The organism is Enterococcus sp. C63 (assembly GCF_040887215.1).
In the GTDB taxonomy this organism is placed as follows: domain Bacteria; phylum Bacillota; class Bacilli; order Lactobacillales; family Enterococcaceae; genus Enterococcus_B; species Enterococcus_B hirae.
In genome coordinates, this window is sequence record NZ_JBFOFI010000007.1 from 136,568 (window position 1) to 157,230 (window position 20,663).

Annotated in this window: 20 protein-coding genes and 1 CRISPR repeat array; of the genes, 4 read left to right on the forward strand and 16 right to left on the reverse strand. The window is 36.8% G+C overall.

The window, feature by feature from the left end; genetic code table 11:
- Positions 1–8: 8 nt before the first annotated feature.
- From AB3H90_RS11220 to cas9, 6 genes are all read right to left on the reverse strand, one after another.
- Entirely contained in the window at positions 9–368 is a 360-nt protein-coding gene (locus AB3H90_RS11220; RefSeq protein WP_010720989.1) for a DUF1622 domain-containing protein, read from the reverse strand.
- Positions 358–729, reverse strand: coding sequence for a DUF1622 domain-containing protein (locus AB3H90_RS11225; protein ID WP_010720990.1), 372 nt, complete (start codon positions 727–729; stop codon positions 358–360). The genes AB3H90_RS11220 and AB3H90_RS11225 overlap by 11 nt, the downstream gene beginning before the upstream one ends.
- A gap of 401 nt (positions 730–1,130) precedes the next feature.
- Positions 1,131–1,430: direct repeats of the CRISPR family, unit length 36 nt; unit sequence GTTTTGGAAGCATTCAAAACAACATAGCTCTAAAAC.
- A 119-nt stretch (positions 1,431–1,549) separates the two neighbouring features.
- Positions 1,550–2,209, reverse strand: a complete 660-nt coding sequence (csn2, locus tag AB3H90_RS11230) for a type II-A CRISPR-associated protein Csn2 (RefSeq protein ID WP_126342973.1) — start codon at positions 2,207–2,209, stop codon at positions 1,550–1,552.
- The gene (gene cas2, locus AB3H90_RS11235; RefSeq protein ID WP_010720992.1) at positions 2,199–2,543 is read right to left on the reverse strand and encodes a CRISPR-associated endonuclease Cas2; all 345 of its coding nucleotides are present in this window, start codon (positions 2,541–2,543) and stop codon (positions 2,199–2,201) included. The genes csn2 and cas2 overlap by 11 nt, the downstream gene beginning before the upstream one ends.
- Entirely contained in the window at positions 2,540–3,406 is an 867-nt protein-coding gene (cas1, locus tag AB3H90_RS11240) for a type II CRISPR-associated endonuclease Cas1 (protein WP_368016736.1), read from the reverse strand. Before cas1 ends, cas2 begins: the two co-directional genes overlap by 4 nt.
- On the reverse strand, positions 3,388–7,398 hold the full coding sequence (gene cas9 / locus AB3H90_RS11245) for a type II CRISPR RNA-guided endonuclease Cas9 (protein ID WP_368016737.1): 4,011 nt from the start codon (positions 7,396–7,398) through the stop codon (positions 3,388–3,390). The genes cas1 and cas9 overlap by 19 nt, the downstream gene beginning before the upstream one ends.
- 674 nt (positions 7,399–8,072) lie before the next feature.
- On the opposite strand from cas9, the gene AB3H90_RS11250 reads away from it, so the two are divergent.
- Both AB3H90_RS11250 and AB3H90_RS11255 read left to right on the forward strand, forming a co-directional pair.
- Entirely contained in the window at positions 8,073–8,201 is a 129-nt protein-coding gene (locus AB3H90_RS11250; protein WP_010720995.1) for a hypothetical protein, read from the forward strand.
- A gap of 53 nt (positions 8,202–8,254) precedes the next feature.
- Entirely contained in the window at positions 8,255–9,949 is a 1,695-nt protein-coding gene (locus AB3H90_RS11255) for an oleate hydratase (RefSeq protein ID WP_010720996.1), read from the forward strand.
- Positions 9,950–10,076: 127 nt separating this feature from the next.
- Here the strand turns inward: AB3H90_RS11255 and AB3H90_RS11260 are convergent, their stop codons facing one another.
- The gene (locus tag AB3H90_RS11260; RefSeq protein ID WP_368016738.1) at positions 10,077–10,961 is read right to left on the reverse strand and encodes a hypothetical protein; all 885 of its coding nucleotides are present in this window, start codon (positions 10,959–10,961) and stop codon (positions 10,077–10,079) included.
- Positions 10,962–11,211: 250 nt separating this feature from the next.
- Here AB3H90_RS11260 and AB3H90_RS11265 point away from each other — a divergent pair, with 250 nt between their 5' ends.
- Positions 11,212–12,345, forward strand: a complete 1,134-nt coding sequence (locus AB3H90_RS11265; protein ID WP_010737002.1) for an alcohol dehydrogenase catalytic domain-containing protein — start codon at positions 11,212–11,214, stop codon at positions 12,343–12,345.
- Positions 12,346–12,372: 27 nt separating this feature from the next.
- Positions 12,373–12,690 carry a YrhK family protein gene (locus tag AB3H90_RS11270; RefSeq protein ID WP_010720999.1) on the forward strand — a complete coding sequence of 106 codons (318 nt, stop codon included), beginning with the start codon at positions 12,373–12,375 and terminating at the stop codon, positions 12,688–12,690.
- Between the two features lie 293 nt (positions 12,691–12,983).
- On the opposite strand, the gene AB3H90_RS11275 is transcribed toward AB3H90_RS11270, so the two are convergent.
- From AB3H90_RS11275 to truA, 9 genes are all read right to left on the reverse strand, one after another.
- A complete protein-coding gene (locus tag AB3H90_RS11275; RefSeq protein WP_010721000.1) occupies positions 12,984–13,451 on the reverse strand; it encodes a GNAT family N-acetyltransferase in 468 nt (155 codons plus the stop codon).
- Between the two features lie 271 nt (positions 13,452–13,722).
- Positions 13,723–14,976 (reverse strand): PTS sugar transporter subunit IIC, encoded by a 1,254-nt coding sequence (locus tag AB3H90_RS11280; RefSeq protein WP_010721001.1) that lies wholly within the window; start codon positions 14,974–14,976, stop codon positions 13,723–13,725.
- A 34-nt stretch (positions 14,977–15,010) separates the two neighbouring features.
- A complete protein-coding gene (locus tag AB3H90_RS11285) occupies positions 15,011–15,328 on the reverse strand; it encodes a PTS lactose/cellobiose transporter subunit IIA (protein ID WP_010721002.1) in 318 nt (105 codons plus the stop codon).
- Positions 15,329–15,343: 15 nt separating this feature from the next.
- Positions 15,344–15,664, reverse strand: coding sequence for a PTS sugar transporter subunit IIB (locus AB3H90_RS11290; protein ID WP_010721003.1), 321 nt, complete (start codon positions 15,662–15,664; stop codon positions 15,344–15,346).
- 280 nt (positions 15,665–15,944) lie between these two features.
- Complete coding sequence (locus tag AB3H90_RS11295; protein ID WP_081128849.1) at positions 15,945–16,619, reverse strand: DUF1003 domain-containing protein; 675 nt, start codon at positions 16,617–16,619, stop codon at positions 15,945–15,947.
- 53 nt (positions 16,620–16,672) lie between these two features.
- Positions 16,673–17,665 carry an aldo/keto reductase gene (locus AB3H90_RS11300; protein ID WP_010721005.1) on the reverse strand — a complete coding sequence of 331 codons (993 nt, stop codon included), beginning with the start codon at positions 17,663–17,665 and terminating at the stop codon, positions 16,673–16,675.
- 176 nt (positions 17,666–17,841) lie between these two features.
- Positions 17,842–18,681, reverse strand: coding sequence for a GH25 family lysozyme (locus AB3H90_RS11305; RefSeq protein ID WP_368016739.1), 840 nt, complete (start codon positions 18,679–18,681; stop codon positions 17,842–17,844).
- Positions 18,682–18,849: 168 nt separating this feature from the next.
- Positions 18,850–19,659 (reverse strand): peptide-methionine (S)-S-oxide reductase MsrA, encoded by an 810-nt coding sequence (gene msrA / locus AB3H90_RS11310; RefSeq protein ID WP_368016740.1) that lies wholly within the window; start codon positions 19,657–19,659, stop codon positions 18,850–18,852.
- Positions 19,660–19,854: 195 nt separating this feature from the next.
- Positions 19,855–20,595, reverse strand: coding sequence for a tRNA pseudouridine(38-40) synthase TruA (truA, locus tag AB3H90_RS11315; protein ID WP_368016754.1), 741 nt, complete (start codon positions 20,593–20,595; stop codon positions 19,855–19,857).
- Between the last annotated feature and the right edge of the window lie 68 nt (positions 20,596–20,663).

Genomic DNA, 20,663 nt, shown 5'->3' on the forward strand with positions numbered 1-20,663 from the left:
TTTATAACTTATTGTCGTGCATCCGAGCCGATTTCTTTATTTAAAAAGAACGAAATGATCGTTCGGATCACAACCAAAGCAGCTAACTGGAAGACATCTTCCAAGGTTGGTTTGATAATGGACTCAATGATACCAGCTGAGATCAGGACTTCTAAACTCAACAAGATATAGCCACCTAACATTTTTTTGATTGCATTGTTTTGGTTAATCCGCTCTGCTTTGATTCTTCGTTCCGTAAAAGAAAAGTAGAGAAAATCTTTGATAGCTAACCAGGCACCCCAGAGAATGATTAAAATAGCAAAAACGTCTAATACGATGACTAATAGTTCCAAATAAGGGGCAAGTTTCTCGATCAAATTAATTTCCATTATGTGTTCCTACCTTTACTTGCTTTTTATCTTGTGTTTCTAAATTCAAGAAATAGGAAATAATCGTTCGAATAATGATGATCACTGCTAATTTTAAAATATCTGTCCAAGTTGGTTTGATAACTGATTCAATGATATCTGCTACCACTAGCACCTCTAGACTCAGCAAAATATAACTAGCCAATAATTTGCGTACTTCCGCATTTCGGAAATTACGCTGTTCGTAGTCTTTTTTCAGTGGGTGCCAGTCAAAAAGATTTTTTAAGACTAAAAAAATCCCTACCAGCAAAATAATGATTGAAGCAATATTCAAAATTGCGATCAACCAGTCCAAATAAGTTATCAAATTTGTATCAAACATCTCACTGTCCCCTCTCACATTCATTTTAGTTCACGAACAAATGCCTACTGTTTGATGATAGAGAAAAAGCACGAAATTAGCAACTCATCTTTTCTTTGAGAAAATGAATTCGTTTCAATGTTGAAAAGACTGAACAATTGTGTCCTGTTCCGTAAACATACCCATTCATTTTTAAAAGGCACGATTCCCCCTTTCAATGATCAAAACTTAGCAGATTCAACAACTGAAGACACTTTCCTATATATAAGTAAAAAAAGTGCCTACTTTTCATGATAAAGTAGGCATCTTCATTCATTCAAAACAACATAACTCTAAAGCTACCTCTTATCATAGTTGATGAGGTCAGCACTCAAAATAACACAAAACTAAAACAGCGATCGAGTAAAGCACAACGCTTCTACATTTTGGAAACATTCAAAACAACATAGCTCTAAAACCGTTCAAAATTCGTTTTCATGCTATTTCTCGTTTTGGAAGCATTCAAAACAACATAGCTCTAAAACCTTCTCGAACTCTTCTTTTCTAGCGTTCATGTTTTGGAAGCATTCAAAACAACATAGCTCTAAAACTACCACATTGCCTAAATCATCCTGGTCGCTGTTTTGGAAGCATTCAAAACAACATAGCTCTAAAACGATTTTGTTTATAACTCTTTAATGGGTTTAGTTTTGGAAGCATTCAAAACAACATAGCTCTAAAACCTCGCAGAAAAAATTTTTTTCTCACAAGATCTCGTAATCGCGCTACTCGTCCATAGCAAAACTTTCGTCTTGAATGCTCATTCATGTTGTTTTTTTTTGTTATTTTGATTGTTCTTATTTTACCACATTTCTTCACACAAAAAATAGTCTTGATCTAAAACAGTTTGCTTCAATCCTTTTATTTTTCGTGGTTCGATAAAAAGGACAGGCATATGACACAAAGAAATATATTCCTGTAGTTCAGCCATTTCTGTGGTTGTTAAGTACGCTCCAACATTGATAAAAACCAAACATTTCTTTTTCACTAGATACTTATAAATCTGTAAAATCTCCATTATTTTTTGAAAGATTGATTCTGGTTGCGTCGTAATTCTTATTTTTAATGCTTTGAATAGCTCAACCATACTCATTTCTTCACAGACTAAATCTAATTCATGTTCTAAGAGTTCCTCACTAATCCATTCCTGAACCTTGGTGGTTAATTGATCAATCCTTGATTTTAGTTCGATGTTTTCATTTAATTGTTGCTCTAAGTCAGCATAGATCAGCTTCAATGTAGTCGGAGCTTGGCTATCAAAACTTAAGATATCCGTCACAACCATCAATTCTGATGGTTTGAGTAGCTGTAATTTATCATTGAAAAACTTTAACATGCTATTTTCACCATACTGGTAAACTCCATGAACGACTTTTGAAAAAACTTCCACATCTTCAATTACAAAAATCAGCGCTTTTTCAAAGCTTATCGGTTGTTCTAATAAAGAAAAGTTAAGGTTCATCCTCCACATCCTCTCCTAAAAAAATGACTCGTTCGTCTGAATTAGCTGGACTCAGGTCTTTTTCCCCACACAAATAAACCATTCGTGAAAATTGTTTTTCAGTGACCGTTAGTAAGGTAACTAAGCCCTTTTTAGGATGATGGGCTTTTAATCGACCGAGCATCGCTTGATTAGCAGTACCGTTCAACAACAACTTACTATATACTGAAAATTGATGCATGATAAAGCCTTCACTCAGTAAAAACTTTCTGAACCTTCGATAAACTTTTCGATCATCGCTCGTCTCTGTCGGCAGATCAAACATTAATAACATTCTCATGTAACGATAACTCATATTCCGAAATAAGGAACTCCTTTCCCTTCATTATTCAATGTTTTAATCGTTTTATTGGTGTAATCCGTCACGATATTCGTTAAGAACATTTCTTTTTTCCCATATAAATACTTTTGTGAAAACAAATCAAACAGCCTTCTTTTAATAATCGGGAAAGGTTGATCACAATATGTATAAACAATTTGATCAACTAGCGGACGAAATGGTTCCATCAAGTCACTTGCTAGATTAAAATCATTAAATTGGTTCGCATGTTTTAAACCGAATTGTGTCATACAACCATTTTTAACGATTTCTCTTGCAAACAAACTCATTAGCAGCGTATAACCGTAATCTAACCCCGCATTGATTTCATTCGACTCCTCCCGCGTGAATTGATTACCAAACAACGTTTGAAAGTAGATTCTTGCCGCATGCCCTTCACGATTCGTCGGATCAAATGTTTCCAATTCTTCTGATAACTTGGAAAGCGCAGATGCCTTTTCAACAAAATCATTTTCTTGTAAAAAAAGACATTGATTATGGATCTTTTGGGCAATGATCGTTGTCCAAACTACGCCCTTCAAGTCCGATTCCCACTGAATTTGTTTGGATAACTGCAAACTACTATCATGTCGCCCATAATAGGAGAATAATTGCGATGACGGCAATCGCTTGTCATCGCAAAATATCACTAAGATTTTTTCATCTGTTAAGCGCTTCAACAACATTGTCGTGATCGTGATATCGGTTGTTTCTAAAATAAGGATATCGATCTCAGACAAATGGATTTTTTCCGTTTGTTGCGCATTTTTAAACACCAGATGATTATTTGCATAAGTCAGTTTAGAATGGGTATTGATTACTACTGTTCGCCAGCCCATAAGTCACCCATCCTTATCCTCGTTTCGTATAAACCAGTGACCGACTGGTAAATGATCGTAGCATCCCAAATCTCTGTTAAGCTGGTATAACGTTTTCGAGGGATCGTTACTCCGAAAAATTTAAAGTCTGCTGGAGCACCTATCGCATTGAACTGTAACAACTGCAAAAAGGATTGTGCGATCATCGAAATCTCTCCATATTTGTTTTCTTCATAGAGTTCTTGAATTCGCTCTATATTTTTATCCGCAAGTGTATACTTTTCTGCAAAAGCGAGAACTTCGGTTAAGATGGCTGAGAAATCAGAAAGATGAGTATTGACGTAATCAAAACTTTCTTGATAGGTGATTTTGTCATAATGCTGTGCATGGTATAACAAGGTTACTAATTGGTCCGATAAGATGAAAGGATTCCCTTTTTGCGACTCCTTGTGACTTGCCAGGAATCTTCTGCGCCCATTATCAAACTCAAACAAGGTATATTTTGGCAATTTGATAAACTCTGTCACATGGGGAAAGCCTTTGTCTTTTAAAAATGTAGTCGGATCTTTTTCAAAAGCCGCTTGTTCCATGATGGTAATTCCTTCAATTGCCCTGGTTTTCTTTTGTGTCTTCCCTTTGGCATAAACAAACGCAATGGCATAGGCAATGACTGGACTTCCAAAACCACCGTACTTCGTCACATCCCAATTATTTTTCCGTTCGATCAGTTTATCAGGTTTTTCTTTTGAATTGACCGTTTCCTTATAGAAACCACCTTTTTGTTGTTCGACTTTTTTCACTACATTCACTTGATGGGAGCTAAGAACTTTTTTGATCCGTGGGAGATGATGGCTTTTTTCCCAATAAATTTCCCCATTTTCATCGCAAAACGGTTCGTCTGATTCAAGGAACTTTAAAATATTGGAATAAAATTCTTTTTTAGCGGTAGCTTTATTTTCTCTTGCTAAACTATATTTGACATACTTTCCATAGACAAATTCAGGTGCTAATTTAGGGTACCGTTTTAACAAAACATTCGCAATGAAACCATTTAAATACGCATCATGCGCATGATGATGTGGATTGATCTCACGTACTTTATAAAGCCCAAAAGTTTGTCTGAATTGGCTCGTCAATGTTGCTTTTAGCGTAATAATCTGTACCCCATCACAATCTGTTCCTTCCTCTTCCTGATTAAACGATTGATGTAAAATATTCGCAACATGTTTCGTGATTTGTCTCGTTTCGACTAATTGCCGCTGAATAAAACGGGCTTTATCTTCTGGTGTCAGTTCAATTTTGGTTAAATACGCATATTTTTTTGGACTAATCAATTTGGCTTCTTTCAGTTGATTCCAAAAGATCCTTTGCTCGTTGACTATTTGTTTATTCGGCACATCGTCGCGCTTCTTTTGATTTTGTTTACTAGCAACTAACACCTTGTTATCAATAGAATTATCCACAATAAAACTTCTCGGTATGATATGATCCACTTCGTATTGGTGAAGATTCTCGATTTCTAGCGGTTCTCCCGTATACATATCTCTGCCATTTTGCAAATAGTACAGGTACAACCGTTCTTTTTGGAGCGCTTTGTTATCTGTTGGCTGTTCTTTTAATAACGTGCTTCCTATCTGTTTCAACCCATTTTCTAAAGCTTTAAGACGTGGTTTCGTCCGATGCGTTTTTTGGTTTTCTCTTGCCATTTCGATCACGATATTCTTTGGTTTGTATCCAATGATCGCAATCAGTTCTTCCACGATTTTAAGACTTTGCCAAATTCCTTTTTTGATCGCCGGACTTCCTGGTAAGTCTTGTATGACGTCAACTAATGATTTATGTTTAGAAAACACCGTTGCTTTTGCAATTTCTTCTTTAAAAGATAGATGCTCATCATTGATCAGCTGCATCAAATTACGGTTACGGTTAGCCGGGACGTCATCATCGTTGATTAGATAATCAAGGATCGTTTTATTCGTTTTTCGATCTCTGATGCCATGGATCAATTTAGCTGAGAATCTTCCCCAGCCAGTGTAATGTTTTCTTGCAAATTCTTTGAGCAACTTTTCACCGAAGACTTCTTGATACTTACTTAATTGATGTTTAATCATTTGACGGTCTTCAAAAATGGTGAGTATTTTTACGATATCCTCAAAAATCGGTTCCATTTCGGGCTGTTCCAACCACTCTTGCATGGCTTTTTGGTTTGTTTTTGCTAATTTCATAAAATCATGATACGTGCTATACGAAGCATTAAATGCTTTTTCAATACCAAAAATCTGGGCATTTTCAATATGGTAATGCGTATACAAAAAGTTTTGTAATTTTTTGACAGTGATTTTCCCTCGCTCTTTTTGAAACAACTGTTTAAAAATCTGCTGTTTCTCATCACCAGAAAAATACTGTTTCACACCTCGTTCATCTTTATAGCTCACTTTGGTTAGTTCATTGAAAATCATATATTTTTGATAAAGTAAGCTATTTTTAGGAAGTACTTTTTCTGTCGGTAAATACGTATCTTGCTTTGTCATTCTTTGAATAAAACGCATCGCTGATTTTTCGATATCTACGACTTCTGAAAAATTCCACGGATTGATTTTTTCAGCTGTTTTCCGCTCGATCCAAGCAAAAGAACTAGCCTCTTGTTCTTTTGCCAAAGGACCGACATAATAAGGGATTCGAAATTTGAATAATGCAATGATTTTTGGTCCTGCTTCTTCTAGAAATGGATAATGTTGTTTTTGTTGATCAATGATCGCTTTCAATTCTGTTAAATGTACTTGATGAGGAATAACCCCATTGGTATAAGTACGTTGTTTCAATAAAAAGGTTTCTTGATCGATTTTTTCTAGAAAAGGTTCACTTCCTACTATCCCACTTAGCTCTTTTTTGACGAATTTATAAAATTCTTCTTGGGTTGTTTTTCCTTTGATATAACCAGCATAACCATTTTTGGTGGTATCTTTGAAAAAAGCTGTTGATTTTTGTGGTACGTTTTCTTTCACGAATTGTTTGAATTTTGCCAGATCAGCTTTATGCCGTTCATACCGTTCGACCATCCCTGAAGACAGTTTTGCTTGCGTATGTTTGACAGTTGAAGAAATAATCTCTGATAATAAGATCGCATCATGGACTTTCTTCGCTTGCAAAAAGATATCTAGGTACTCATCACCGATTTTTTCTAACAAAGACTCCAGATCTTCTTCATAGGTTTCCTTTGAAAATTGGAGTTTTACTTCTGCTTCCAAATCAAATATACGTTTAAAGTTCGCTTGATTCCCAACGATCAATTTTAAACATTGAGCAAAAAAGCTGTTGATTTTTTCTGTAGGATAATATTTGAGGATTTCTTCCACTTTTTTCGTCTTCGATAATTTATCTGTCAAAATAGTTAAAACGGGTTGGTGAACGATTAGTGGTTGATCTGATTGTTTGCCATACTGTTCTAAAAAAACACGAAAACTTTCTTCAATAGAGGTATTCTCCGTATCCAAGTCTCCTTCAAACAAAAAATGACCACGATATTTCAATAGATGAGCCAATGCCAGATAAACCAATCGGAGATCTTCTTTTTCCGTTGAATCGACTAACTTTTGGCGCAAATGATAGATTGTCGGATATTTTTGATAATATTCTTTTTCTTCCTCTAACGTGGGGAAAATCGATGCTGGTTTGTATTGTTTTTCTTCTGGAACTAAGAAGCTTTCTTCCAAACGTACAAAAAAGCAATCATCTTGTTTGCAGAGTTCTTCAGCAAAAAGATCTTGTAATTTGCTGAGTCGATATTTTCTGCGAGCCAATCTTCGGCGATTCGTTCGCTTAGTTCTTCTAAACTCCGCTGTTTGACCTTCATCAAATAATCGTGCGCCCCAAAAATTTTTTTTGATTTTCTTTTTTTCAGTATTTCCGTGAACGCTCATTTTCCTTTTCATTAATTGATAATCATCTGTTAGTACCGCCCAGCCCACAGAATTGGTTCCTATATCTAAACCAATCGTATAGTCCTTTGTCATTCACTATCCATCCCTTCTTTTAACATTTACACAACTTAGCAAGTTGTCTTCTTTACAATTGCCAACCATCATGAATAGTTAGACAAAGTGATTTTCTTTTTCTACTTGTAACTCTTTGGTATTATGCTATAATCAATTTGTTGGTAGCATTCAAATCAACATAGCGAGTTAAAATAAGGCATTGTCCGTTATCAGCTTTTAAAGCAAGCACTGTCTCGGTGCTTTTTTATTTTGCCTTTTTTTGTTATATATAGAATTTTTAACAGTTTTACTATAACACAAAATTTTTATTCGATTTTTATTTTTGAAAGCATTTTATTTAGAATTTTGATTTTAAAATCAAATCTAATGAATCTTTTTTTGAAAAATAATTCTAATTACCTAATGATTTATCAGATATAAAATAACACAAATCTCTTACATATCCTTTCATTGCTATCTGGCAAACCATTCTTTCCAGATTTTCTGCCAATCTTGATTTCCTTCCCAAGCTTTCCATTTTTTCAGCTGACCAACTTTTCGATTCCATTGACTTACTTTTGCTCAAAATTAGACACTCTGTTCAATCTGTCCAAAGTTTGGATATTTGGTTACCCTATCATTTGGCAATTAGAATGAAAGGTTCTATCCTTTTACATAGAAGGACGAGAGAAAAAACAAAGGAGGAACATCTTATGAGTAAAAAATGGATCAAACTAGGTATTGGACTAGGCATATTAACATTGGGTGCTGTTTATCTTGGTAAAAAGACAGGCTTGTTAGAAGATGATCGTCATTTGTATGATGAATTTGAATCGATCTAGTCAAAAAAACGAATCGTCAGACTGTTCACTTGTAAAATACTGGAGGAATCACAATGAGAAAAAGTAAAGCAATAATGATTGGCGCTGGAATCGCCAATATGGCAGCTGCTGTTTATTTGATTCAAGAAGGAAACTGGCGTGGTGATCAGATTACGTTTTATTCTTTAGATGACCATGGCTCCAATGATGGTGCCCCAACGGATACCGTTGTCGATGAATATTGGAATAAAAATCATCCCTTAGAAAACAAAAAGGGCTATATCGCCCGTGGTGGACGTATGCTCAATTATCGAACATACGTGGATTTGATGGATCTCTTAAGCAGAATCCCCTCTGTCACCGAACCAGGAATGACTGCGGCTGAAGATACTAGAGATTTTGATGCAAAACACCGAACATTTGATAAAGCACGTTTGATGGAAGGCGGCAAAGGAATTATTGACGGAGGCAAACTAGGATTTAACAATAAAGATCGTTTGTTATTGACTAAGCTGATCGCCATGCCTGATTCAGAAGAAGAAAAATTAGATAATGTCACAATTGAAGAATACTTTAAAGATGATCCTCACTTCTTTGAGACAAACTTTTGGTTTATGTGGGAAACAACTTTTGCTTTTCGTACTCGTAGTTCTGCCCAAGAACTTCGTCGCTATATGCATCAAATGATTTATGAATTTACACAAATCGAACATTTAGTAGGAGTAAACCGAACTCGCTATAATCAGTATGAAAGTATCATGTTGCCATTGATCAATTATTTAAAAGACCAAGGATGTCAAATCATTTTGAACCGCCGCGTAGTCGATTGGGAATTCAAAGAAACTCCGATGCAAGATGAAATTACAGTGACTGGCTTAAAAATGATCAACACGTTAACCAATGAGGAAGAACACGTTGTGGTTGATGGTGATACGGGTGTGCTTTTCACTAACGGATCAATTACTGATTCGGCTACACTAGGTGACTACGATACACCAGCTGTTGAAAATATGGATTATGGTGCTGCTTCTAGCTTGTGGAAGAAAGCCAGTGAACGTTTCTATAATTTAGGTAACCCTGACAAATTTTTTGCCGATCGTGATGCCAGTGAATGGGTCAGTTTCACTCTAACAACTAAGGACCATTTGCTTTTAAATGAAATTACTCGGATCACGACACAAGTCCCTGGTAATGCATTGAATTCATTTATCTCCACTACACCAATCACGCCACTCGGACAAAAAGATGTCAATATGTCGATCGTCGTTCATCACCAACCACATTTTACTTCACAAAAACCAAACGAAACCGTCATTTGGGGATATTTCTTATACCCTCGACGTCGTGGAGAATTTGTGGATAAGCAATATATCAAGATGACTGGGAAAGAAATGTTAGAAGAACTGATCGGACAACTTTCGAAAGTCGATCCTGGTCCTGAAAATATTCGAACGAAGGAAACCGAGATTTTTGATAGCGTTGTGAATAATATTCCTGTGTATATGCCTTATGCTTCTGCATTATTTAATAATCGAGCAAAAAGCGACCGACCAAAAGTGATTCCTCAACACTCAACGAACTTGGCATTTACTGGAGAGTTTGTCGAACAACCTTATCAAATGATCTTTACGGAACAAAGTGCCGTACGCTCTGGCGAGATCGCTGCTTTCCATTTTGCTGGTATTCCAATGTCACGTCTTGTTAAAACACCAAGATATGACAAAGATATTCCTACATTGATGCGTGCTGCTAAGAAAATGTTTGAATGATCGATGCAACAAGCTATCAACAAGGAACAACCGCAACAAAAAACGACTGTCACTTCCTGGTAACGGGAGTGACAGTCGTTTTTTAGTATTTCATCATTCAACGAATGATTTTTATTTAGCTATTATCTTAGGCTTTTTTTAAGGCACTGCTTCCAGTTTTCAGCCACTTTTTATTTTGTCGTTTCTGCAGAAGCTTACTTCCCCCACCGAATAATACAGCACAAGACAAAAGAATGCCCCCAATAATCGCTGGATACATCAGTAGATCTTGCACGTAATGTGTCATTAATTGTAAAGTCGCTTGTGACTGAAAAGCTATATTATGTAAAACGTCTTGTATATAAAGCAATCCTGCTAAAACACAAAACATACTTCCAGTCGTTCCCAAAATAAACATACCGTAACGCAGGAAAGAAAAGGGTGTTTTGTTAATTACCCGATATAAATAGACTAGCCAAAACGCCAATAGACCCAGACAGATGTAAAAAAGAGGTACCACTATTTTTCGAGCAGACACGATGTTTTCGATAAAAATAGTCAAGTATCGATCACCTAATGCACTTTGGAAGTGATACATGTAAATAAAGATCATTGTCTCGATTTTATTTTTCTCCTCTTTATCGATAGTCAGTTGTTTTTTTGTTGCAATTGTAGCCACCGCTTGAGCAATTTTCTCACTCACCTCATTGCTGTCTCTTAGCTCATAATTTGTTTCTTCATATGTATGTTGGATAAATGGTCGAAGGGCTTCTTCGACAAAACTTGGTGAAAGTGCCGTTGCAACGACCTCTGAAAATTCACTTTCTTCTGTGTTTTCTTTCCGAAAATTCTGAGCAGCTTCTGCGAGGATCAATTCGCTATACTTTGTTTTTTCGATTTGACCGAGTAAATACGCCTGATCAAAAAACGTCACTTGAATGATTCCTACGGAAATAATCACAAACAAAGTCACTGAACAAGCAAATGTGACCATCAGTTTTCTGATTTGTTCTCCCTTTTTTTCTTTTATCACAAATAACCTCCCTTTTGATCTATTTTTTAATCTGTTATTTACTTAACCTAAGAAATCAACATAATTTAATTATACTTCTAACTATAAAGCTTCTCAATGTAAACCAAATAATACACTAGTTATTTTAAAGTGATTTTCCCTTTACTAAAAGCGTTTCACTACTCAAAAGCCAGCTCCTCCTTTAGAATGAAATTAGCTGTTCGTTCAAAAAATGACATGTTATAGGGTTTGAAGAAAGGAGTTTTATTTCATGAAAGCTGTTACCTGGCAAGGAAACCAAAAAATGGAAATCAGAAACGTAGATGATCCAAAAATCGTGGAACCGACAGATGCTATTATTCGAATTACCGCTACTGCGATTTGCGGATCGGATCTTCACCTCTATCATCATGGGGAGGCTGTTTTAGAAAAAGGATATGTCGTTGGTCATGAACCAATGGGGATTGTTGAAGAAGTAGGTCCTGCAGTAAAAAAACTAAAAAAGGGACAGCGGGTCGTTATTCCTTTTAATATTAGTTGTGGGCATTGTCATTTCTGTACCCATGAGATGGAAAGTCAATGTGATCGCTCAAATCCAGATCAACTTTATGGTGGTTTATTTGGCTTTGGCCGTTTAAATGGGAATCATTGGGGTGGTCAAGCTGAGTATCTTCGGGTACCGTTTGCTGATAGCACTTCATTTATCGTACCTGACAATGATCTTGCAGACGAAAAAGTCCTTTTCTTATCTGATATCCTTCCAACTGCTTATTGGAGCGTTCAAAATGCCAACGTAAAAAAAGGCGACACTGTAGTGGTCTTAGGGTCAGGACCAGTTGGGTTGTTTGCACAAAAATTTGCCGCTATGGCAGGAGCAGAGCGAGTGATTGCTGTCGATCCGGTCCAACATCGTATTGATAAAGCCGCTCGTTACAATCATGTAGAAACTTATTTGTTAGAAGATACTCAGTCTGCTGGGAAAGAACTTTACGAATTAGCAAAAGGTGGCGCTGATGTCATCATTGATTGTGTAGGGATGGATGGCTTGGAACCAGTGAAAGAAAAAGCTAAGAATCTCGTTAGTTTGCAAAGCGGGACGATTTCACCGATCCAAATGGCTGCGCAAGCTGTCAAAAAATTTGGAACCGTACAAATCACTGGTGTTTATATGACCCCAGCTTCTTCGTACCCACTACAAGAATTTTTCATGAGAGATATCACAGTGAAGCATGGTCAGGCACCGATTGTTCATTTGATGCCTAAAATTTACGAGATGATTGCTGCGGGTCTGTTCGATCCAACCCAAATCATCACACATGCGATGCCTTTAGCTGATGCTGCCCGAGCATACGAGATTTTTGACAAAAAAGAAGATAAAAATATCAAAGTTGTTTTGAAACCTTAGCTTTGTTCACAGATAGGTGAGTGAGAGATGCCAGAAATAAAACGAAAAAGCCATGAAATAGATATTGGGAAAGAAGAAGATATCGAAATTGCTGGACAACGTTTTCGTCTTTATTTCCAGAACCGCTATACATTATTGTCTCTTGCAGTTGATTTATTAACAGGGATTTTTTATATTTTTGGAAGCGTAGCGTTGTTAACAGATATTCCAGACCGTTATAGTACCTATTGTTATCTAGTAGGAGCGATCTTTTTGACTGCACGTCCTATTTTGAAAATAGTACGTAATGTCTTCATCTATGACGAGAAAAAAAAACAAAAAAAGAGCGAAAAAAAGAATGAATAAGAAAGCTTCCTAATTTTTCGGTAAAAAGACGGAACGCCTATTTAGGACAGCGAGCTCATTCATGCTTTTCCAACAAATCAACCATTCTAAATTCCAGGACTGATAGAACTTTCTATTGCTCCTGGAATTTTTTTGAAGCTAAAAAATAGTACCGTCCACTAAATAATACTCGAATAACCAATATACCAACAAAAATAGCATCAAGAAACAATTTCCGATTTTTCTTGGCATTGCTCACCAGAAACAAAAGATTACTGCTCAGACAAAGAACCCTTTTGAGTAATCAACTCCGGTCACGTTGTAAAAATCGCTAGTTGATATAAATAAACCGGGATCCCTTCATTATCTTGTACCGTCGTCAGATATTCCCACTCATATCTTTCATAAAAACCTGTATGGTCAGTCGCTACATAGAGCTGCGAAATCCCAAGCGCTCCCATATCCTCTCGAATAAATGATAAAATCTCTTTGGCAATTCCTTGATTACGATACTCTTTTTCAACAAACAATGCACAAACATTCGGAGTCAAATCTGGACGATCATGAAAATCATTCGCGATGACCCCTGCTCCAGCGATAATTTTTTGTTCTGACGTCACGACTATATACCATTGAGGAACAGCGTTAGATGATTGAAGAGAATCTTCCATGCTCTCTTGATAAAAGGAAAGCGGAAGATGCCATTTTGACGTAAACCATTGCGCTGCCTGTTCCAACCATTCAGGTCTTTCTCTGATCTTAACCAACTCATAACCTTTCATTTCGTCCTTTCACTCCCCTATACATTTGCACTATTATAGCACGCTTGTTATCGAAATGGTTTTTTTAAACTCCAAAAAAACCTCCTTTTATCCTTCTTTTTCACTAAGAAAAAAGAAAGCAATCCTTGAGCCATTTATCCAAAAAAAAACAGTTGTCATGACCTCTGTCAGACAACTGTTTTTTTTGATCGCTCATTAAACGAAACAAGATCTTTTCACTAAAGAATAGCTACTTTTGATTGTATGTGCTGTTTCTTTCTTTTATGTGCTTTTAGCCGTTTAATGCTTCTTTTCTTTTTTCTTGAACTGTCGCTACTTTCACAAATGGTAGGTAAATCAAGACAGATAAGATTAAGTTGATAGCAGCTAAGACACCGCCAGCGATACTTTTTGTTGCTAATACCCCACCGATTACTGGTGGTGTTACCCATGGTGGCATCACCGTTGCAGCTGGAACTAGTCCGGTAGCAGTAGCAAAATAAGCAACAGATACTAAAACCATTGGGGTTAAAATAAACGGAATAAACATAATTGGGTTCAATACGATTGGTAAACCAAACATTGTTGGTTCATTGATATTGAAAACACCTGGTGCGATCGACAAGTTCGTAACAACCATATAAGGTTTATTTCTACGTCCCACTAAATAAATCGCTAGTAACAGACCTAATGTTGCCCCTGTACCACCTAAGTTGACAAAGCTATCAAAGAAAGGTTTGTTTACAATGTATGGTGCGCTATGACCAGCAGCAATCGCATTAACATTCGCTTCGATTGCTGGTGCATTGATTGTTTGCATCAAAGGGTCTACCATATTTGCTCCGTGTAATCCAAAGAACCATAAGAATGGTGTAATGAATGCTAACAACAAAGCTGAAGGATAAGAATTGGCTAGTCCCATGAATGGTTCTTGAACAATTGTATAAAACGCGCCTACGATATCATCTACACCAAATGCAGCAAAGATCGCAGCAATCAAAGCAAAGAATGAGATCGTGATCATTGCAGGTAATAATGAAGCAAAGGCTTTAGCTACAGCTGGTGGCACGCCATCAGGCATTTTGATGATTAATTTTTCATTTCCACTTAAACGAACAAAGATTTCTGTTGAAATAATCCCAACAATAATTGCAATAAATAAACCATTTGAGCTCATGCCCAACGCTCCGCCTAATGCGAAGAATGAACCTAAAGAAATTACTCCAGCAGAAACGCCGTCTTTACGATAACCATTTGCTAAATGATAAGCAAGTAGAAAGGCGATCAAAACTGAAAGAATCGCAAATGTACCATTCCAAGCAGCTGCGCCAAATCCTTTCCAAGCTTCGCCACCAAAAATTTTATTCATTAATTCTTGGAAACCAGGAATAGGCAAGTTATTGATCATTACTGCTAACGCACCTAAAATCATCAAAGGCATACTGACCATAAATGAATCACGAATCGCTACTAAATGACGTTGAGCACCAATTTTTGATGCCACAGGTATAAAATGTTTCTCCATAAATGCAACAAATTTATCCATGTTTCTTTCCTCTTTTCTATTTCACCAGTTTACTTTAAGCATCTAAACGTCGATATAAATCAATGATTTCTTTTGCTAAATCTGTAAATGCAATCGAAGTCATCAGATGGTCTTGGCTGTGAACCGTTAATAAAGTCACTTCCATATGATTACCTTGTGCTTCTTGTGTTAACATTTCTGTTTGAGAGTGATGAGCTTGCACTAAAGATTCTTCCGCATCTTTGATTTTTGCATCAGCTAACTCAAAATCTCCTTTTTTCGCTGCAGCAATCGCTTCCATTGCATCGCTTTTTGCATTTCCGCCAAACATGATCAAACCCATGATTGCTTCAAGATTTTTTTGCTCTTGCATTGTTGGTTTCCTCCATTATTTATTGATTAATGATTCTGCTTGTTCTAATACTTTGGCACCGTTCATCATTCCGTAATCTTGCATATTGATTACATCTAAAGGAATTCCTTTTGGTGCTAATTTTTCAGCAAATTGATTTTGCATAAAACGTACTTGTGGACCTAAAAGTAAAACGTCTACATTTTTTGATTCTAATTGATTGTCTGCATCTGAAGCAGATACTGCAAAGATATCAGCCTCGATTCCTTTTTCTTCTGCCGCTTTTTGCATTTTTGTTACTAATAAACTAGTACTCATTCCAGCTGAGCATACAAGCATGATTGTTTTCTTTTCCATTTTCTACACTTCCCTTTCTTGTATCTTACACTTTTATATAAAGCAATTACCGTGCCAACTTTTAAAGCGCTTTAATCCCTTGTCGTGCTAACGCTTTCAAGAGGACACTGTATAGATGCACACTTCTTTTTTCTTTGCACACTAAAATTAGTGTGCAAACGTTGATCATTTCTCTGATAAATTTGTGTAGCTCATTCATGGTATCAAAAAAAATAAGCCGTAGTTTCGCAAAAATGACTCCTTTGTGCGAATTCCAGCTTATTTTCAACTGCTTGTCCTACTATTCACTTTTTGTCGTTTCTTGGAATTTTTCATTTAATTGGGTTAATAACTCAATTTGTAATTGTTGTAATTCCAGCATTTGTTGCCATTGCTGTGACATCAAATAATCGATTTTTTCATGCAACAAACTAATTTCTAACTCAGCTTTTAGGTTTGTTTGATAATCATGGTCGGCTGCTATCCGATCTCTAGCTGCTTGTCTGTTTTGACTCATCATAATGATCGGTGCTTGGATAGCAGCTAAACAAGAAAGCACTAAGTTCAAAAGAATGAACGGATATCGATCAAATGATAGGCCAAAAAAATGTAACGTATTCAACAAGATCCAACTACCTAAAATCACTACAAAGAGAAAGATAAACGGCCAACTACCACCAAACTTGGCAATTGCATCTGCTGATTTTTGACCAAAAGTCGCTTTTTGATTGATCGTTGTATTTAAATTTTGACTAATGATTTGCTTATTTTTCAACTGCTCTAGCATTTCTTGATTAATTTTTTTTGTTTCATTCTGGTCTTGAATGATTTTTTCTTTTATATACTCAAAATGATAATTCATAAAAGTAATAAAAGGGATTTGGGACTCTATGGTCAGTTTCTTATTTTTTTGTAAAATAAATGAACGAATATCTGTATCAATTGTTTTCAGATGAACGTAATCTTGATGAGCCATGGCAACTCCTCCTTTACGTTATTTTTCTGAGAAAAAGGAAAAAACAGCTTTCATTAGTGTCCTAAGATTTGTTCAATTTTCTGTTCTTCTTCAGGTGAGAAGGAAAGATTATCCATCATCCGAACACTTTCTTCTAATTGACTAAGTCGACTAGCGCCTACAAGCACACTGGTAACTGACTCTTGTCGTAGATTCCATGCTAAAGCCATTTGTGCTAACGTCTGTCCACGCAAATCAGCTAAATCCTGTAATTGCTTGATCTTACCCAATGTAGGTGTCACTTGATCTTCTGATAGAAAAGGAATTTCTTTACGATGGGCTCGAGAATCTTCTGGAATCCCATGTAAATAGCGTTTAGTTAATAACCCTTGCGCTAAAGGACTAAAAGTAATAGCTCCCAGACCGGTCTCTTCTAAAACAGGTGCTAAATCTTCTTCTAATAACTCTCTTGAAAACATATTGTAACGCATTTGGTGGATAATAAATGGAGCGTTCATTTCACGTAAGATAGCAGACATTTTCTTCGTGTCTTCCCCGTTGTAGTTAGAGATCCCAATATACAGTGTTTTCCCTTGACGAACTAATTGCATAAGCGCTTCTGCCGTTTCTTCCAAAGGTGTATCTGGATCAGGACGATGATGATAGAAGATATCTACGTAATCTAACCCCATCCGTTTGAGGCTTTGATCACAACTAGCAATGATCGATTTACGGGAACCCCATTCCCCATAAGGCCCTTCCCACATGTGATAACCCGCTTTGGTTGAAATAATCATTTCATCACGATACGTTTGAAAATCTTCTTTAAAGATCCGACCGAAGTTTTTCTCTGCTGCTCCTGCTGGACCACCATAGTTATTGGCTAAATCAAAATGTGTGATCCCCATATCAAAGGCGCCACGTAAAATTTCCCGTTGATTACTTATAGGATCATAATCACCAAAGTTTTGCCATAATCCTAAAGACAGCAAAGGCAATCTCAACCCAGATTTTCCAGTTTTTCGATACGTCATTTTTTCATATCGCTGCTGATTTGCTACATACATATATTCTTCTCCTCCTAAACAAGTATACGCTTTCAAAAAATGCGACTCGTCACTTCTTTTTCCTAGTATGCGTACGTGTATTTCGTTTTTGATAACTATCGTTCTATGTGCATTATACGCTTATCGTTGGCGAATTACTAACAAAAATCCTCTTTAGCCTCAATCATCACCATGGATCATTTGGTAAATATCCCTAGGTAATCGGCGTTGATATCGAATTGTTTTTCGGTAAATTCTGGAAAGTATAAATCACTTGCCCATTGCCAAGCAGCTTTTTCTGTATGTAAAAGTTCGTTTTCTGAAGGATTCTGAGGCCATTGTGCTACCCAGCAGTTCTCTTTTCCTAAGACATCCAAGTCTAAAGTTCCATTCGTAAACCATGAAAGATTGGAATAATGAACCACCTGGGAAAAACCAGCTGCTTGAATGGCCTGACTAAACACTTGCGCATTTTCAGTTGCTCTTGCTAGATTCATTTGAGGATTTTCACTATCGTTCACAACTACAGTAGAATAAGGTAAATTTAATTCTTTTAGATAGGCTAATAAATAGTGGGCTTCTTTTTCGGTGTCTTCTGCATAATTAAACCAAGCATAATGATAGACACTCACTTTCAACCCCGCCTGGATAGCATTCGCAACTTGTTCAGGGGCCAGCGGGTTCCTATAAGAATCCCCTTCTGTTAACTTAACTACTACACCTGTGATCCCATAGTTTTTCATTGTTTCATATGCTTCGACAGATAAATAACCATTATGTGAGGAAACATCAATAAAATCTTTTGGCGGTCTACTATTTTCAGAAGCAGAAATGCCTGACCCCGAATCCAACAAACTTACTCGATTGTTACGTTGTTTTGCCACCACATTGTCTAGTAAATGCTGTTTGCTTTCAGTGATAATTGTTTGGGTGCTTTCTGATTTTTCATAAGTATGGACCACAAAAAATGTTGAAAATATTGAAAATACTGAAAATAAAAAAAGAACACTAAAAACCAATAAACGCCTTTTCTTCATCATAGGTACCTTCTTTCTTTTATTTGAGAGAGGTTTCTCAAATAAGTGTACCACTTAATCAACAGCGCTTACTTAAAAGTATTATTAGATTTTAATCGTTATTAAATCATCTAGCAATTTTAAGGGAATGACTGATTTTTACAGAACATCTTCCACTTACACGATTACTTATTCGTCTTCCCCAGACCATTTTTTCTTTGCCCGCTTAAAAAATAAAAATTGTTGATGAGACTTCTTGATCTTCTTATAACGTTTTTGTTGTTTTTTGTAAAATTGTTGATGATAATTTTCAGCAGGCCAAAAGGTTGTTGCTGGCTTGATCTGTGTGACGATTGGTTCCGCAAACTGATGCGAAGCGATCACTTGTTGCTTGGATTTTTCTGCTAGTATTTTTTGTTCTTCATTTTCTACAAAAATGATGGAGCGGTATTGATTCCCACGATCCTGAAACTGTCCAAAGGCATCTGTTGGATCGGTGACTTGCCAAAAAATCGCTAATAGTTCTTCATAGTTTATCATTTGCCGATCAAAAATAATCTCCACTGCTTCCACATGCCCAGTCGTGCCACTGCTAACTTGGTCATAGTTAGGATGTTCGACCTCCCCGCCAGTATATCCGGACAACACGGAAATAATCCCTTGCCGTGTTTCAAACGGTTCGACTAAGCACCAGAAACAGCCCCCGGCAAAGACGGCTTTTTCTTGATAGCGTTCATCGGTGATCTGGTGTTTCGCAAAGTCGTAAGACACTTGTCCCATCGGATCATGGGTGATCTTCAAATAAAAGTCCATGACGTCAGGCGTCAAATTCCCCCGAAGTGCTAGTGGTCGTAAAGAGACTTCAATCATTTCAAGGATTTCTTTTCTTTGTTTTCTTTCCCCTACTTGGTTTTTCGCTTGGATCAACAATGTCCGTTCCCATTCACGGGTATTAGGGTTTAAAATGAGATTGTATAATTCTGCTAGCTCTTGCTCCACCACTTTTCCCCTCACTTCTTGGTCAAATATGTAAATTCGTCCTGAATGTATCACGAAACTAGCGAAATTGCGAATAGACCGCTTAGAGGAGTCGTGGGAGGGATTAGGCTACTCAAAAAAACTGAGACAGCCATTCTTTTGCCTGCTACAGGCAATCAAACGACTCTCTCAGTTTGTTCTATTTGATATGAATGTTTATTGGTAATACACTTCGTCTAAAAATAACCCATGTGCCGGCACGGTTTCTCCTGCCTGTTGTCTTACTTTATTCTCAAAAATATCATCAATCGCCGAAACAGGTAATTTTCCTGTACCGATTTCCAAGAGTGTACCCATCAAGATCCGAACCATCTTATACAAAAAGCCATTGCCCACAAAGGTAAAGTGCAACATGCCGCCTTCTTGTTCGATTGAGAGTTCATGAATCGTACGAACTGTTGATTTTTTTGATTTTTTCAAGGCAGAAAAACCGATAAAATCATGACTTCCCATTAATTTTTGACAAGCTTCATTCATTTTTTCCAGGTCTAGTTCTTGCGGAAAATAGAAACTATGATTTCGTTCAAAAACAGTTGGAACGGGATTATTCCACACATAATAGCTATATTTTTTCCCTGTCGCATTGTATCGAGCATGAAAGCGTTCAGGCATTTCTTCCACTTTTTTGATCACGATATCTCTTGGTAGATAGCGGTTGAGAAAAGTTAGCATTTCATTACGACTCATTTGAGAAGTCGTTTTAAAGTTTGCCACTTGTCCTCTGGCATGTGTCCCAGAATCCGTGCGCCCCGATCCAATGATCTCCATTTTTTCTCCAGTCATCTGTGAGATGATTGCTTCGATTTTGCCTTGGATCGTTTTATCGTCATCTCCCAGACGTTGCCAGCCTGAGTAACGTTTCCCATCATATTCGATCGTTAATTTGATATTTCTCATATCTTTCATTAGACTCCCCTACGATATACATTTGCACATCACGATGTGCGGTCAAGGTTTAGTCTGAC